Source organism: Pseudomonas donghuensis, from assembly GCF_000259195.1.
Classification (GTDB): Bacteria; Pseudomonadota; Gammaproteobacteria; order Pseudomonadales; family Pseudomonadaceae; genus Aquipseudomonas; species Aquipseudomonas donghuensis.
In genome coordinates this window covers 23154-36848 of record NZ_JH650778.1, presented here as the reverse complement: position 1 = coordinate 36848, position 13695 = coordinate 23154, and the positions used below count along the sequence as shown (strand labels likewise).

At 61.6% G+C, this 13695-nt stretch carries 15 protein-coding genes and 2 pseudogenes; 8 read left to right on the top strand and 9 right to left on the bottom strand.

Going from position 1 to position 13695, the window contains the following annotated elements; genetic code table 11:
• Positions 1-12: 12 nt before the first annotated feature.
• Together rph and UW3_RS0122585 are read left to right on the top strand one after the other, a co-directional pair.
• A complete protein-coding gene (gene rph / locus UW3_RS0122590; protein ID WP_010225884.1) occupies positions 13-735 on the top strand; it encodes a ribonuclease PH in 723 nt (240 codons plus the stop codon).
• 24 nt (positions 736-759) lie between these two features.
• Entirely contained in the window at positions 760-1128 is a 369-nt protein-coding gene (locus tag UW3_RS0122585; RefSeq protein WP_010225882.1) for a DUF4870 domain-containing protein, read from the top strand.
• 66 nt (positions 1129-1194) lie between these two features.
• On the opposite strand, the gene UW3_RS0122580 is transcribed toward UW3_RS0122585, so the two are convergent.
• The gene (locus UW3_RS0122580; protein ID WP_010225880.1) at positions 1195-1974 is read right to left on the bottom strand and encodes an exodeoxyribonuclease III; all 780 of its coding nucleotides are present in this window, start codon (positions 1972-1974) and stop codon (positions 1195-1197) included.
• A gap of 80 nt (positions 1975-2054) precedes the next feature.
• On the opposite strand from UW3_RS0122580, the gene pyrE reads away from it, so the two are divergent.
• Positions 2055-2696, top strand: a complete 642-nt coding sequence (gene pyrE / locus UW3_RS0122575; RefSeq protein ID WP_010225878.1) for an orotate phosphoribosyltransferase — start codon at positions 2055-2057, stop codon at positions 2694-2696.
• 106 nt (positions 2697-2802) lie between these two features.
• Here pyrE and argB read toward each other — a convergent pair whose 3' ends face one another.
• The 5 genes and pseudogenes from argB to coaBC all read right to left on the bottom strand — a co-directional run bounded on the left by argB (position 2803) and on the right by coaBC (position 7743).
• The gene (gene argB / locus UW3_RS0122570; protein WP_010225876.1) at positions 2803-3708 is read right to left on the bottom strand and encodes an acetylglutamate kinase; all 906 of its coding nucleotides are present in this window, start codon (positions 3706-3708) and stop codon (positions 2803-2805) included.
• A gap of 29 nt (positions 3709-3737) precedes the next feature.
• Positions 3738-5114, bottom strand: a pseudogene (locus tag UW3_RS0122565) (phosphomannomutase/phosphoglucomutase); the annotation flags it as partial.
• A 149-nt stretch (positions 5115-5263) separates the two neighbouring features.
• Complete coding sequence (locus UW3_RS0122560) at positions 5264-6076, bottom strand: hypothetical protein (RefSeq protein ID WP_148276810.1); 813 nt, start codon at positions 6074-6076, stop codon at positions 5264-5266.
• Positions 6073-6528 (bottom strand): dUTP diphosphatase, encoded by a 456-nt coding sequence (dut, locus tag UW3_RS0122555; RefSeq protein ID WP_010225872.1) that lies wholly within the window; start codon positions 6526-6528, stop codon positions 6073-6075. The genes UW3_RS0122560 and dut overlap by 4 nt, the downstream gene beginning before the upstream one ends.
• 6 nt (positions 6529-6534) lie before the next feature.
• The gene (gene coaBC / locus UW3_RS0122550) at positions 6535-7743 is read right to left on the bottom strand and encodes a bifunctional phosphopantothenoylcysteine decarboxylase/phosphopantothenate--cysteine ligase CoaBC (RefSeq protein WP_010225871.1); all 1209 of its coding nucleotides are present in this window, start codon (positions 7741-7743) and stop codon (positions 6535-6537) included.
• Positions 7744-7876: 133 nt separating this feature from the next.
• On the opposite strand from coaBC, the gene radC reads away from it, so the two are divergent.
• Positions 7877-8551, top strand: a complete 675-nt coding sequence (radC, locus tag UW3_RS0122545; RefSeq protein WP_010225870.1) for a RadC family protein — start codon at positions 7877-7879, stop codon at positions 8549-8551.
• Here radC and UW3_RS0122540 read toward each other — a convergent pair.
• Positions 8548-10137, bottom strand: a complete 1590-nt coding sequence (locus tag UW3_RS0122540; RefSeq protein ID WP_010225869.1) for an ABC transporter substrate-binding protein — start codon at positions 10135-10137, stop codon at positions 8548-8550. The genes radC and UW3_RS0122540 overlap by 4 nt on opposite strands.
• Before the next feature lie 362 nt (positions 10138-10499).
• Between UW3_RS0122540 and rpmB the strand changes: the two genes are divergently transcribed.
• On the top strand, positions 10500-10736 hold the full coding sequence (rpmB, locus tag UW3_RS0122535) for a 50S ribosomal protein L28 (RefSeq protein WP_010225868.1): 237 nt from the start codon (positions 10500-10502) through the stop codon (positions 10734-10736).
• An 11-nt stretch (positions 10737-10747) separates the two neighbouring features.
• Positions 10748-10903, top strand: coding sequence for a 50S ribosomal protein L33 (rpmG, locus tag UW3_RS0122530; protein WP_010225867.1), 156 nt, complete (start codon positions 10748-10750; stop codon positions 10901-10903).
• A gap of 96 nt (positions 10904-10999) precedes the next feature.
• On the opposite strand, the gene UW3_RS0122525 is transcribed toward rpmG, so the two are convergent.
• Complete coding sequence (locus tag UW3_RS0122525) at positions 11000-11203, bottom strand: hypothetical protein (RefSeq protein ID WP_010225866.1); 204 nt, start codon at positions 11201-11203, stop codon at positions 11000-11002.
• Positions 11204-11284: 81 nt separating this feature from the next.
• A complete protein-coding gene (locus UW3_RS0122520; protein ID WP_010225865.1) occupies positions 11285-11644 on the bottom strand; it encodes a cupin domain-containing protein in 360 nt (119 codons plus the stop codon).
• 197 nt (positions 11645-11841) lie between these two features.
• On the opposite strand from UW3_RS0122520, the gene UW3_RS0122515 reads away from it, so the two are divergent.
• Positions 11842-13335: an aldehyde dehydrogenase gene (locus UW3_RS0122515; protein WP_010225864.1), complete on the top strand. Its 1494-nt coding sequence runs from the start codon at positions 11842-11844 to the stop codon at positions 13333-13335.
• A gap of 86 nt (positions 13336-13421) precedes the next feature.
• Positions 13422-13695, top strand: a pseudogene (locus tag UW3_RS29890) (MFS transporter); the annotation flags it as partial.

Here is a 13695-nt window from a genome sequence, read left to right as displayed (position 1 = left end):
CAGGTATCCCAAATGAAACGTCCAAGTGGTCGCGCTGCCGATCAGCTCCGCTCGATCCGCATCACCCGCAACTACACCAAACACGCCGAGGGGTCAGTACTGGTCGAGTTCGGTGACACCAAAGTCATCTGCACCGTCAGTGTCGAGAACGGTGTCCCGCGCTTCCTCAAGGGCCAGGGCCAGGGCTGGCTGACTGCCGAGTACGGCATGCTGCCGCGCTCTACCGGTGAGCGTAACCAGCGCGAAGCCAGCCGCGGCAAGCAAGGCGGCCGCACCCTCGAAATCCAGCGCCTGATCGGCCGCTCCCTGCGCGCTGCGCTGGACATGAGCAAGCTGGGCGACATCACCCTGTACGTCGACTGCGACGTGATTCAGGCCGATGGCGGCACCCGTACCGCTTCGATCACCGGCGCCATGGTCGCCCTGGTCGACGCCCTGCGCGTGGTCAAAAAGCGTGGTGGCCTGAAGGGCGGTGACCCGCTCAAGCACATGATCGCTGCCGTTTCGGTGGGCATGTACCAGGGTGAGCCGGTGCTCGACCTGGACTACCTCGAAGACTCGGCCGCCGAGACCGACCTGAACGTGGTGATGACCAGCCAGGGTGGCTTCATCGAAGTACAGGGCACCGCCGAAGGCGCGCCATTCCAGCCTGAAGAGCTCAATGCCATGCTGGCGCTGGCGCAAAAGGGCATGATCGACCTGTTCGAACTGCAGAAGGCCTCGCTGGCCGACTGATCCGCACATGGCAAGGAGCAGAGCATGACCGAGCAACCGTTGCAGTTGCCCACCCCCAACACCGAGATCCGGCAATGGGCAATGTTCTGCCACCTCGCTGCCTTGCTCGGCCTGGTCTTTCCGCTGGGCAACCTGCTGGGACCGTTGGTGATGTGGATCTGGAAGAAAGACCTGGATCCGTTCATCGATGCCCAGGGCAAGGAAGCGCTGAACTTTCAGATCACCGTGTTCCTGGCCTCGATCATCTGCTTTGCGCTGATGTTCGTGCTGGTGGGTATCGTACTGTTCGGCATGCTGATGGTTGCCGTGCTGATCCTCACTATTGTTGCCGGGGTCAAAGCCAACGAAGGTCAGCCGTATCGCTACCCGCTGACCTGGCGGCCGATCAAATAATGATCAGCTAAAAGTTCCAGCCACAAAAAAGCCGACGCGAAGTCGGCTTTTTTGTGGCTGGAACCATCAGATGGTCAGCGTCCAGTCGTAGTCCACGATCAGCGGCGCATGCTGGGAGAAGCGCGGCTGGCGTGGCAGACGTGCGCTGCGCACGAAGCGGCGCAGGCCTGGCGTCAGCAACTGGTAGTCGAAACGCCAGCCCAGGTTGAGCATCTCGGCCTGTTCGTTGTCTGGCCACCAGCTGTACTGGTCGCCTTCACGGCTGACTTCGCGCAGGGCATCGACATAACCCATGTTGCCGACAATCTCGTCCATCCAGGCGCGTTCCGGCGCCAGGAAGCCTGGAGACTGCTGGCCATCGCGCCAGTTCTTGACGTCGAGCTTCTGCTGCGCCACGTACAACGAGCCGCAATAGATGTATTCACGACGTTTGCGCCGTTGCTTGTCCAGGTACTTGGCGAAGTCGTCCATCAACTTGAACTTCTGGTTCAAGTCTTCATCGCCGTTCATTCCCGAAGGTAGCAACAGGGTTGCGATACTTACCTTGTCGAAATCGGCCTGCAGGTAACGTCCGTAGCGGTCGGCTGTCTCGAAGCCCAGGCCGCTGATGACTGCCTTGGGCTGCAACCGCGAATAAAGTGCCACGCCGCCTTGGGCGGGAACTTCTGCGTCGCAGGCATAAAGGAAGTAGCCATCGAGCTGGAAAGCTGGGTCGTCGAGTTCAAAGGCCGAGGCGCGGGTATCCTGAAGGCAGATGACGTCAGCATTCTGGGCTTGTAGCCAGCTGAGCAAACCACGCTCAACGGCAGCCTGAATGCCATTAACGTTCACACTGATGATCCGCATAAATGGCCCCAAAAATCTCGTGCGTGTATGATACCCGAGCTGTACTCAATTAGCTAAATCCGTGGTATCCGGGACTCTTCATGCAGCCGTATCAGCGCGACTTCATTCGTTTTGCCATCGACCGCGGGGTTCTGCGCTTCGGTGAGTTCACCCTCAAGTCCGGGCGCACCAGCCCGTACTTCTTCAATGCCGGCCTGTTCAACAGTGGTTCGGCCCTGGCTCAGCTCGGGCGTTTCTATGCTGCGGCGATCGTCGACAGCAAGATTCCCTTCGACGTGCTGTTCGGCCCGGCCTACAAGGGTATCCCCCTGGCGGCGGCTACTGCCGTGGCCCTGGCCGAGCACCATGACCTCGACCTGCCATGGTGCTTCAATCGCAAAGAGGCCAAGGCCCATGGTGAAGGCGGCAGCCTGGTGGGCGCACCGCTGACCGGTGATGTGCTGATCATCGACGATGTGATCACTGCCGGCACTGCCATCCGCGAAGTCATGCAGATCATCCAGGGCCAGCAAGCCAAGGCTGCTGGCGTACTGATCGCATTGAACCGCCAGGAGCGCGGCAATGGCGAGCTGTCAGCCATCCAGGAAGTGGAGCGTGACTTCGGCATTCCGGTGGTGAGCATCGTCTCGCTGACCCAGGTGCTGGAGTTCCTCGCCGACGACCCGGCGCTCAAGCAGCACTTGCCGGCCGTCGAGGCCTACCGGGCGCAGTACGGTATCTGAAGCCAATAAAAAAAGGCGACCATAGAGTCGCCTTTTTTTGTGCCTCATCGCGGGTCAAGCCCGCTCCCACAGGCTCTGTAGGAGCGGGTTTGAGCCGCGAAAGGGTTTAACGCGGCTTGTGATTGGTAATCAAAGTACCCACACCGCTGTCGGTGAAGATCTCCAGCAGTACCGCGTTCGGCACCCGGCCATCGATGATGTGCGAGCTGTTGACGCCGCCTTGCACCGCTTCCAGGGCACAGCGGATCTTCGGCAGCATGCCGCCGTAGATAGTGCCATCAGCGATCAGTTCGTTGACCTGTTCGGTGGTCAGGCCGGTGAGCACGGTGCCTTGCTTGTCCATCAGGCCGGCGATGTTGGTCAGCAGCATCAGCTTTTCAGCCTTCAGTGCTTCAGCCACCTTGCCTGCCACCAGGTCAGCGTTGATGTTGTACGACTCGCCGTTGGCGCCCACGCCGATTGGCGCGATTACCGGGATGAAGTCACCTTTGACCAGCATGTTGAGCAGGTCGGTGTTAACCCCGACCACTTCGCCGACATGGCCGATGTCGATGATTTCCGGGGTGGTCATTTCTGGTGTCTGGCGGGTGACGGTGAGCTTTTTCGCGCGAATCAGCTCGGCGTCCTTGCCGGTCAGGCCGATGGCGCTGCCGCCGTGACGGTTGATCAGGTTGACGATGTCTTTGTTGACCTGGCCGCCGAGGACCATTTCTACCACGTCCATGGTTTGCGCGTCGGTAACGCGCATACCATCGACGAAGCGGCTTTCGATCGACAGACGCTTGAGCAGGTCACCGATCTGCGGGCCGCCACCGTGCACCACCACCGGGTTGATACCCACGGCTTTCATCAGCACCACATCGCGGGCAAAACCGGTTTTGAGCTCTTCGCTCTCCATCGCGTTGCCGCCGTATTTGATCACCAGGGTCTTGCCGACAAAGCGGCGAATGTAAGGCAGCGCTTCGGACAAAACCTGGGCGACATGGGTGGCGGCATCGCGATCGAGGGTCATGCAGGGCTCCAATTGGAACAGATAGTCGGTCAGAACTTGGGTTGCAGGTCAGGGGCAACGCGCTTCAGCTGGGCGCGGAATACCTCTTGGATACGCTGCAGTTCGGCGTCATTGTCGGCCTCGAAGCGCAATACCAGCACCGGCGTGGTGTTGGAGGCGCGAACCAGGCCCCAGCCGTGGGGGTAGTCGACCCGTACACCATCGATGGTGGTCAGGTTGGCGTTGTCGCCCCAGTCGGCGTCGCGTTGCAGTGCATCAATGATGCTGAATTTACCCTCGTCGGTCACATCAATATTGATTTCCGGCGTGGAAATATCGTTTGGGAACGCAGCAAACAGCTGTTCAGCATCGGTTTTGGCCTTGCTGAGGATCTCCAGCAGGCGCGCAGCGCTGTAGATGCCGTCGTCAAAACCATACCAGCGTTCCTTGATGAAGATGTGGCCGCTCATCTCTCCGGCGAGCAGGGCGCCGGTCTGCTTCATCTTCTTCTTGATCAACGAGTGACCGGTCTTCCACATTAGCGCGCGGCCGCCATATTGCTCGATCAGCGGGGTCAGGCGGCGGGTGCATTTGACGTCGAAGATGATCTCGGCACCCGGATTGCGCTCCAGCACGTCCTGGGCGAACAGCATCAGCAGGCGGTCGGGGTAAACGATGTTGCCGGTGTTGGTGACCACGCCGACGCGGTCACCATCGCCATCGAAGGCCAGGCCCAGGTCGGCGCCGGTTGCCTTGACCTTGGCGATCAGGTCGACCAGGTTCTCAGGCTTGCCCGGGTCCGGGTGGTGGTTGGGGAAGTTGCCATCGACCTCGCAGAACAGCGGGATCATTTCGCAGCCCAGGGCTTCGATCAGCTGCGGGGCAATCACACCAGCCGCGCCGTTGCCGCAGTCCACCACCACCTTGAGCTTCTTCGCCAGCTTGATATCGCCGGTGATCTGCTTGAAATAGCGCTCGAGGATTTCGACTTTCTCGACGCTGCCTTCGCCGCGGCTCAGGTCGTTGGTTTGCAGGCGGGTCAACAGTGCCTGGATCTGCTCGTTGGCCAGGGTGTCGCCGGCGATGACGATCTTGAAGCCGTTGTAGTTCGGCGGGTTGTGGCTGCCGGTGAGCATCACCCCGGACTTGCCGGCCAGTACGTTGGCGGCGTAGTACAGGGCGGGGGTCGGTACCAGGCCAACGTCACTGACCTTGCAGCCGGCTTCGACCAGGCCCTTGATCAGTTGCTCGACCAGCATTGGCCCTGACAGGCGCCCGTCGCGGCCGACCGAAATGTTCGGCTCGCCTTGGGCGAGGGTCTGTGCGCCAATGGCGCGACCAATCCAGTAGGCGGTTTCGGCAGTGAGGGTTTCGCCGACCACGCCACGGATGTCATAAGCGCGGAAGATACTGGCGGGAAGGTTCGGGGTCACTCGTTCCATGCTGGTCACCTGGGAAACTCCAATCTGAAAGGGTTGCTGAATGCGTCAGCGGCAGCCACTGCGCGAGTCAATATGTCCGCCTTTGACGGCATTTTCGCGACAGAGTTCGCGGATACAGTTTGTTCTGTCTGCATTCAGCTGTTGTTTACCGCTCCATTCTTGGACCGTCTGGCGGTTAACCATAAGCCGCCGACCAGGCCGGTTAACGCCAGAAAGGCGGCGAGCAGCAACCAGGGGTTGAGCCTGAATGCCGAGGCGTTCTCGATCAAGGGGCCGGGCTGAAACCCCAAGGCCCAGGTGGCGTTGGCAGTACCCAGCTGGTGCAGTGCCGGCGCCTGGCTGTGGCCGTGGCTGAAAAGCTCGACGGGTGGGTCGTTGAACACCAATTGTGTCAGTCGCATCTGACCAAGCGTACCCGCATCGCGCTGCAGTGGGTCAGTGAAGCGTGAGAGCGCGAATGTGAGCACCAGAATGGCTTGTACGGGGGCGTCAGCGGACTCACGCAGTGCGGTGACGCTGTAAACCCGTTGCTGTCCAGCCTCAGGATAGGCTTCAAGGGCAGGCGCTACGCCGCGCTCGGCGCGCCGGACCATGTCGAGCACGGGCTCGCTCATGGGTGGGCTCGAGGCGGCCTGTCCAGGTTTGAGCAACTGTGCCGCCACCAGGCCGTCGAGGTGGGCGAATGCGCCGAGCAGCTTTTGTGGGTCAGGTGACTGTACCAATGCCAGTACCACCGGGCTTCTGATCAGGGCGTCCACCTCGCGGGTGACGCCAATGATCGAGGCGTCCAGGTGCGATACGAGTGCACCGGCCTGGGCGTAAGCCAGGTTGTTACGGTGGTCACGCTGGCCAGGCAGCACTGCGGTGAACCAAGTCAGTAGTACGCCCGCAAGCAGGCCAGCCAGGGCAATCAGTAGCCCCGGTAGCACCTGCTGGAAGTGCCTCAATGGCTACCGGAATGACCGAAGCCGCCAGCGCCACGCTGGCTTTCGTCGAAGGTTTCGACGATATCGAAGTGCGCCTGTACCACTGGTACCAGCACCAGCTGCGCGATGCGCTCGCCGATGGCGATGGTGAATGGGGTCTGGCCGCGGTTCCAGCACGAGACCATCAGCTCGCCTTGGTAGTCGGAGTCGATCAGGCCGACCAGGTTGCCGAGGACGATGCCATGTTTATGGCCAAGGCCCGAGCGCGGCAGGATCAGTGCCGCCAGGCCCGGATCGCCGATGTACACCGACAGGCCGGTAGGGATCAGCAGGGTCTGGCCTGGCTCGAGGACGGTGTCTTGCTTGAGCATGGCGCGCAGGTCGAGACCGGCCGAGCCTGGGGTGGCGTACTGCGGCAGCGGGAACTCGCTGCCGATGCGTGGATCGAGAATCTTGGCTTGTAGAGCGTGCATGCGAAGTTAAACCTGGTTAAGACGTTCGGCAATGAAGGCTACCAGCTGGCGGGCAATCTTGCCCTTGCTGGTCTGCGCGAAAACTGTTGCGTGAAGTTGACGGTCGATGACGCTGCAGGCGTTCTCCTCGCTGTTGAAGCCGATGCTGGGGTTGGCCACATCGTTGGCGACAATCAGGTCGAGGTTCTTGTCCTTGAGCTTGCGCGCGGCGTAATCGAGCAAGTGTTCGGTCTCGGCGGCAAAGCCGACGCTGAACGGGCGGTCAGGACGGGTGGAGATGCTGGCGAGAATGTCCGGGTTGCGGACCATCTGCAGCAGCAGGCCGTCACCTGTCGTAGGGTCTTTCTTGAGTTTTTGCGGGGCCACCACTTCTGGGCGGTAGTCTGCGACTGCTGCCGAGGCGATGAACACATCGCAGGGGATGGCGGCTTCACAGGCGGCGAGCATGTCGCGGGCGCTGACCACGTCGATGCGGGTGACGCGATCGGGTGTCGGCAGGTTCACCGGGCCGGTCACCAGCGTCACCTTGGCGCCAGCCTCCACGGCGGCTTCAGCCAGGGCAAAGCCCATTTTCCCCGAGCTGTGGTTGGTGATGTAGCGCACCGGGTCGATGTTTTCCTGGGTCGGGCCGGCAGTGATCAGCACGTGTTTGCCGGTCAGCGACTCGCGCTTGAAGGTCTCGGCGGCGCACCAGGCCAGGTCAGTGGCTTCGAGCATGCGGCCCAGGCCCACATCGCCACAGGCCTGGCTGCCGGAGGCCGGGCCGAACACCTGGATATCACGACTTTGCAGCAGCTCAAGGTTGGCCTGGGTGGCCGGGTCGCGCCACATCGCCTGGTTCATCGCCGGGGCCACGGCCACGGTGGCATCGGTAGCCAGCACCAGGGTGGTCAGCAGATCGTCGGCGACACCCTGGGCCAGGCGCGCGAGCAGGTCGGCGGTGGCTGGGGCAATCAGCACCAGGTCGGCCCACTTGGCCAGCTCGATATGGCCCATCGCCGCTTCGGCAGCAGGGTCCAATAGGTCCATGTGCACCGGGTGGCCGGACAGGGCCTGCATGGTCAGCGGGGTGATGAATTCGGCCCCGCCACGGGTCATGACGACGCGCACTTGGGCGCCGTGTTCCAGGAGTCGGCGAACCAGCTCGGCACTCTTGTAGGCGGCGATGCCGCCGCCGACGCCGAGAACGATGCGCTTCCGATACAGCCGCTGCATAGGCTTGCCTTTTGCTCAGTGATTACACGCGGCGACGACGCCTCCCCAGGCCGGTTCGTCGCGTAAAAATGAGCGGCTAATGTAGCACAGGGCTCAAACCGGGAGCAGTAACCGAAAGACAGAGGGAATTGTCATGAGTATCAGGGATTGGCCTGCGGCGGAGCGGCCGCGGGAAAAACTGCTGGAGTCGGGGGCGGGCAACCTGTCGGATGCCGAGCTGCTGGCGATTTTTTTGCGCACCGGAGTGCGTGGGCGTAGCGCGGTCGACCTTGCCAGGCATCTGCTCGGGCGCTTCGGCAGCCTGCGCGGGCTGCTGGAGGCAGACAGCCGCAGCTTCAATGGCGAGCTCGGCCTGGGCCCGGCAAAGTTCGCCCAATTGCAGGCCGTGCTGGAAATGTCCCGGCGCCACCTGGCCGAGGGCCTGCGGCGCGATTCAGCCCTGCAGAGCCCCCAGGCGGTCAAGGACTACCTCAAGGCGCGCCTGCGCCACGAGCCGCATGAGGTTTTCGGTTGCCTGTTTCTCGACAGCAAGCACCGGGTGCTGGCCTTCGAGGCGTTGTTTCAGGGCTCGATCAACAGCGCCAGCGTCTATCCCCGGCAGGTGATCAAGCGCGCCCTGGCACATAACGCCGCGGCGTTGATCCTCTGCCACAACCATCCTTCAGGCGTGAGCGAGCCTAGCGATGCCGACCTGGTCCTGACCCGGCGCCTGACCAAGGCGCTGGACATGATCGAAGTGCGCGTGCTCGACCACTTCGTCATCGGCGACGGCGAGCCGCTGTCGATGGCCGAGCACGGCTGGCTCTAGCGCGAGGTGCTGACCCCGGCGAAGTCCTGGCGACCGAACGGGCTGACCTGGTAACCCTGGACATCCTTGCGCGCCAGCACGGCCGCCGTCGGGTGGGCCAGGGGCAGCCACAAGGCCTGTTGCTGAATCAGCGTCTGCGCCTGTTGGTACAGGCGGCTGCGCACGCTCTGGTCGTTGGTGGTCTTGCCGGCGCTGATCAACTGATCGAGGCGCTGGTCGCAAAAGCGTGCGAAGTTGGTGCCGGACTTGACCGCCGCGCAGGAAAACTGCGGGCTGAGGAAGTTGTCCGGGTCGCCGTTATCCCCGGCCCAGCCCATGAACAGCAAGTCATGCTCACCCGCCTTGGCCCGGCGAATAAGCTCACCCCATTCAATCACGCGGATCTCGGCCTTGATGCCGATCTTGCCCAGGTCCGCCTGCAGCAATTGTGCGCCCAGGCTCGGGTTGGGATTGAGCAGGCTGCCTTGCGGGCGGGTCCAGATGGTGGTGCTGAAGCCGTCCTTGAGGCCGGCCTTGGCCAACAGTGCCCGGGCTTTGTCGAGGTTGGCCGGATAGCCGGGCAGGTCCTTGGCGTAGCTCCAGGTATTGGGCGGGTAGGGGCCATTGGCAGCCACCGCGGTGTCTTCGAACACCGCCTTGAGGTAGCTGGTCTTGTCGAACGCGAGGTTGATGGCCTGGCGTACCTCCGGCTTGTCCAGTGGTGCATGCTGGCTATTGATGGCGACGAACGCGGTCATGAAGGCTTCGGTCTTTTCTACCTTCAGGGTCGGATCCTCGCTGGCCGCGGCGATATCCAGCGGTTTTGGCGACAGGGCGATCTGGCACTCGTTGCGCTTGAGTTTTTGCAGGCGCACGTTGGCGTCGGGGGTGATGGCGAAGATTAACGGGTCGACACCCGGTTTGCCGGCAAAGTAATCAGCGTTTGCCCGGTAGCGGATCACGGCATCCTTCTGAAAGCGATTGAAGACGAACGGCCCGGTGCCGATTGGCTGGCTGTTGAGCTTCTCCGGAGTGCCGGCCTTGAGCAGTTGGTCGGCGTACTCGGCGGAGTAGATCGAAGCAAAGCCCATGCTCAGCGTGGCCAGGAAAGTGGCGTCGGGGTGGTCGAGGGTAAAGCGCACGGTCAGCGGGTCTGGGGCCTCGATCTGCTTGATCAGGCTTGGCAGTTGCAACGATTGGGCGTGCGGGTAACCGTTCTGGGCGATCTTGTGCCAGGAATGGGCGGGGTAGAGCATGCGCTGGAAGCTGAACAGCACGTCGTCGGCGTCCAGCGTGCGATTGGGCTTGAAGTAGCCGGTACTGTGGAATTTCACCCCCGGACGCAGCTTGAACTCGTAGATAAGGCCGTCCGGCGATACCGTCCAGCTTTCGGCCAGGCTCAGCACTACCTGGCCCTGGCGCGCGTCGAACTCGACCAGGCGGTTCATCAGCACGTCGGCCGAGGCATTGGTGGTACTCAGCGAGTTGTACTGGACCACGTCAAAGCCTTCGGGGCTGGCTTCGGTGCACACGCTCAGCGCAGCCGCCTGGGCGAAAGCCGGGCCGAGCAGGGTGGCGAACAACAGGGGTAGAACGGCAGCGCGCATGGGGATTCCTTGGCTGATCGGTGGCCCATCTGCCAGTGCAGTCTGGAAAAGTCCTACCCTAGTGCGCTGGGGCGCAAATGACCATATCCTTTTTTGCCGATCGAGCGACGAGCGGTCGACAGCTTGCCGGGCCAGTGGTTATGCTGCTCCGGCGTGTCGAACAGCAAGTCAAAGCACATCTTCTGTTGTTGTGCTCTGGTCTTTCTGGTATAAAGCAGCGCTCTTTTCTAGGGGCTCGGCTTGTCGCATCTGCTGACCGAGTCGATAAGACCCTGAAGAAACACGGCGCCTGGCGCCAAAGACTGAGAGATTAAGCGGCCAACCCATGCCGGGTTGGGCATGTGGTTTTAGAGGGCTGAGGCATGTCGAGAGTCTGTCAAGTTACCGGTAAGGGTCCGGTAACCGGGAATAACATTTCCCACGCAAACAACAAAACCCGTCGTCGTTTCCTGCCGAACCTGCAGCATCATCGCTTCTGGGTCGAGTCCGAGAAGCGTTTCGTGCGTCTGCGCGTATCTGCCAAAGGCATGCGCATCATCGACAAGCGCGGCATTGATGCCGTTCTGGTCGACATTCGCCGTAACGGCGCTAAGGTCTAAGGGAGAGAATCATGCGTGAATTGATCCGTCTGGTGTCGACCGCTAATACCGGCCACTTCTACACCACCGACAAGAACAAGCGCACCACTCCGGACAAAATCGAAATCAAAAAATTCGATCCGGTTGTTCGCAAGCACGTGATCTACAAGGAAGCCAAGATCAAGTAATTGATCCGGCTGACGAAAAAAGGGCCCGTATCTCTGGATACGGGCCCTTTTTTTTATGCTGCTTTTTCTGCACCCGGGCCTAAACCCGGCCGTCGATCAGTTGAAGGCGAACGCTTCAATCCTGCCGTCCGCATCCCCCTCGATCTGAATCCGCTCTGGATCATACTCGCGAGTCGAGCGTTCATCGATGCCGACGACGCGGTCACGACCGGTCAGCTCGCTGACGTAGGCCTTGACGCTGGTCACATAGCGGCTACCGATAAGGTGATCGATCTGTTGCAGGGCTTCTTCATTGGTCATGACGTTGCTTCCTTCGTGATTGAATGCCCGGTTGGGCAACGCCATGCTCGGTTGGGCAAGCCCTGCTCGAGCGGTAGTTATCTATTTTTGCTCGAACATCACATAGATCTTGCGGCACGGCTCCAGCACTTCCCAGGTACCCTTGAAGCCCGCCGGAATCACGAAGCGGTCGCCAGCGCGCAGGGTTTTCGCCTCGCCCGCCTCATCACGCAGCACCGATACCCCTTGTACGATTTCGCAATACTCGTGTTCGGTGTAATTGACGGTCCACTGCCCGACCGCCCCTTCCCAGACGCCTGCATGAAACTGTGCGCAGGGGCTGGAGTAATGGTTGAAGACCGCCTGCTCGGGGTCGCCCTTGAGTACCTTTTCCGCCGCGGGGCGGTAGCGTTCCGCCTCGGTCAGCACCTGGGCAAAGTCGATGATTTGGTTAATGCTCATGGTCGGGCCCCTTTTGTTGTTTAATAAAATGAACATCAGTAGGTGTTTGATGTGATTATGTCAAATATATTGAAAATTAGGGTGCCGGTGGTTTAGGGTGACAGGTGCCTGTGCGCCTGTGTCGCCCAGCCAGAATTTTCGCCAGTGCCCCCAAGCCCTCGTGCGGCACTGCACCTTAACAAGAGGAGGAGTTTCGTATGACCACCCTGACTCGTGCGGACTGGGAACAGCGTGCCCAGCAATTGAAGATCGAAGGCCGTGCCTTCATCAATGGTGAATACACCGCGGCCGTTTCCGGCGCCACGTTCGAGTGCCTCAGCCCGGTCGACGGACGCCTCCTGGCGCAGATCGCCAGCTGCGACGAGGCCGATGCCAAGCGCGCGGTAGAAAATGCCCGCGCCACGTTTGCCTCTGGCGTCTGGTCGCGCCTGGCTCCGGCCAAACGCAAGGCCACCATGATTCGTTTCGCCGGCCTGCTCAAGAAGAACGTCGAAGAGCTGGCCCTGCTGGAAACCCTGGACATGGGTAAGCCGATCAGCGACTCGCTGAACATCGACGTACCGGGTGCCGCCCAGGCCTTGAGCTGGAACGGTGAAGCGATCGACAAGATCTACGACGAAGTCGCCGCCACCCCGCACAATCAACTGGGTCTGGTGACGCGCGAGCCGGTGGGTGTAGTTGCCGCCATCGTGCCGTGGAACTTCCCGCTGCTGATGGCCTGCTGGAAACTCGGCCCGGCCCTGGCCACCGGTAACTCGGTGGTGCTCAAGCCTTCGGAAAAATCGCCACTGACCGCCATCCGCATCGCCCAGCTGGCGATCGAGGCCGGTATCCCGGCCGGTGTGCTCAACGTGCTGCCAGGTTATGGCCACACCGTCGGCAAGGCCCTGGCCCTGCACATGGATGTCGATACTCTGGTGTTCACCGGTTCGACCAAGATCGCCAAGCAACTGATGATCTATGCCGGTGAGTCGAACATGAAGCGGGTCTGGCTTGAAGCCGGTGGCAAGAGCCCGAACATCGTCTTCGCCGACGCTCCGGACCTCAACGCCGCCGCCGAAGCTGCTGCCAGCGCCATCGCCTTCAACCAGGGCGAAGTCTGCACCGCAGGTTCGCGCCTGCTGGTCGAGCGCTCGATCAAGGACAAGTTCCTGCCGTTGGTGCTTGAAGCGCTCAAGGCCTGGAAGCCGGGCAACCCACTGGACCCAGCCACCACCGTGGGTGCCCTGGTCGATACCCAGCAGATGAACACTGTGCTGTCCTACATCGAAGCCGGCCACAGCGATGGCGCCAAGCTGCTGGTGGGCGGCAAGCGGATCCTCGAGGAAACCGGTGGCACCTACGTCGAGCCGACGATTTTCGACGGCGTCAGCAACGCCATGAAAATCGCCCAGGAAGAGATCTTCGGCCCGGTACTGTCGGTCATTACCTTCGACAGCGTCGAGGAGGCGATCAACATCGCCAACGACACCCCGTACGGCCTGGCTGCCGGTGTGTGGACCGCTGACATCTCCAAGGCGCACCTGACCGCCAAGGCCCTGCGCGCCGGCAGCGTGTGGGTCAACCAGTACGATGGCGGCGACATGACCGCACCGTTCGGCGGCTTCAAGCAGTCGGGCAACGGCCGCGACAAGTCGCTGCATGCGCTGGACAAGTACACCGAGCTGAAAGCCACCTGGATCAAACTGTAAGTCCTGGGTGCCCTTATCGCGGGACAAGCCCGCTCCCACAGTGTGGGAGCGGGCTTGTCCCGCGATTGTTTCTGGAGGAAGACAGCGTGCGCTGGGGAACCTATTTCGCCGTGCTGGCGGCCGTGCTCAGTGTCGGCCTGGCCTTGGGCGTCAGCATGCCGCTGGTGTCGTTGCGCCTGGAAGGCTGGGGCTACGGCAGTTTTGCCATTGGCGTGATGGCGGCGATGCCGGCCATCGGCGTGCTGGTCGGTGCCAGTCTGTCCAGCCGTCTGGCCGCACGCTTCGGTACGCCGGGGTTGATGCGCTTGTGCCTGTGGGCCGGGGCGTTTTCCATTGGTTTGCTGGCACTGCTGCCCAGCT

Excerpts from the sequence above, each read along its gene's own strand:
- UW3_RS0122515 (WP_010225864.1), top strand. The coding sequence starts at position 11,842 with ATGACCACCCTGACTCGTGCGGACTGGGAACAGCGTGCCCAGCAATTG.
- rpmG (WP_010225867.1), top strand. The coding sequence starts at position 10,748 with ATGCGTGAATTGATCCGTCTGGTGTCGACCGCTAATACCGGCCACTTC.
- pyrE (WP_010225878.1), top strand. The coding sequence starts at position 2,055 with ATGCAGCCGTATCAGCGCGACTTCATTCGTTTTGCCATCGACCGCGGG.
- rph (WP_010225884.1), top strand. The coding sequence starts at position 13 with ATGAAACGTCCAAGTGGTCGCGCTGCCGATCAGCTCCGCTCGATCCGC.
- UW3_RS0122540 (WP_010225869.1), bottom strand. The coding sequence starts at position 10,137 with ATGCGCGCTGCCGTTCTACCCCTGTTGTTCGCCACCCTGCTCGGCCCG.
- rpmB (WP_010225868.1), top strand. The coding sequence starts at position 10,500 with ATGTCGAGAGTCTGTCAAGTTACCGGTAAGGGTCCGGTAACCGGGAAT.
- UW3_RS0122520 (WP_010225865.1), bottom strand. The coding sequence starts at position 11,644 with ATGAGCATTAACCAAATCATCGACTTTGCCCAGGTGCTGACCGAGGCG.
- UW3_RS0122585 (WP_010225882.1), top strand. The coding sequence starts at position 760 with ATGACCGAGCAACCGTTGCAGTTGCCCACCCCCAACACCGAGATCCGG.
- UW3_RS0122525 (WP_010225866.1), bottom strand. The coding sequence starts at position 11,203 with ATGACCAATGAAGAAGCCCTGCAACAGATCGATCACCTTATCGGTAGC.
- UW3_RS0122580 (WP_010225880.1), bottom strand. The coding sequence starts at position 1,974 with ATGCGGATCATCAGTGTGAACGTTAATGGCATTCAGGCTGCCGTTGAG.
- dut (WP_010225872.1), bottom strand. The coding sequence starts at position 6,528 with ATGCACGCTCTACAAGCCAAGATTCTCGATCCACGCATCGGCAGCGAG.
- radC (WP_010225870.1), top strand. The coding sequence starts at position 7,877 with ATGAGTATCAGGGATTGGCCTGCGGCGGAGCGGCCGCGGGAAAAACTG.
- coaBC (WP_010225871.1), bottom strand. The coding sequence starts at position 7,743 with ATGCAGCGGCTGTATCGGAAGCGCATCGTTCTCGGCGTCGGCGGCGGC.
- argB (WP_010225876.1), bottom strand. The coding sequence starts at position 3,708 with ATGACCCTCGATCGCGATGCCGCCACCCATGTCGCCCAGGTTTTGTCC.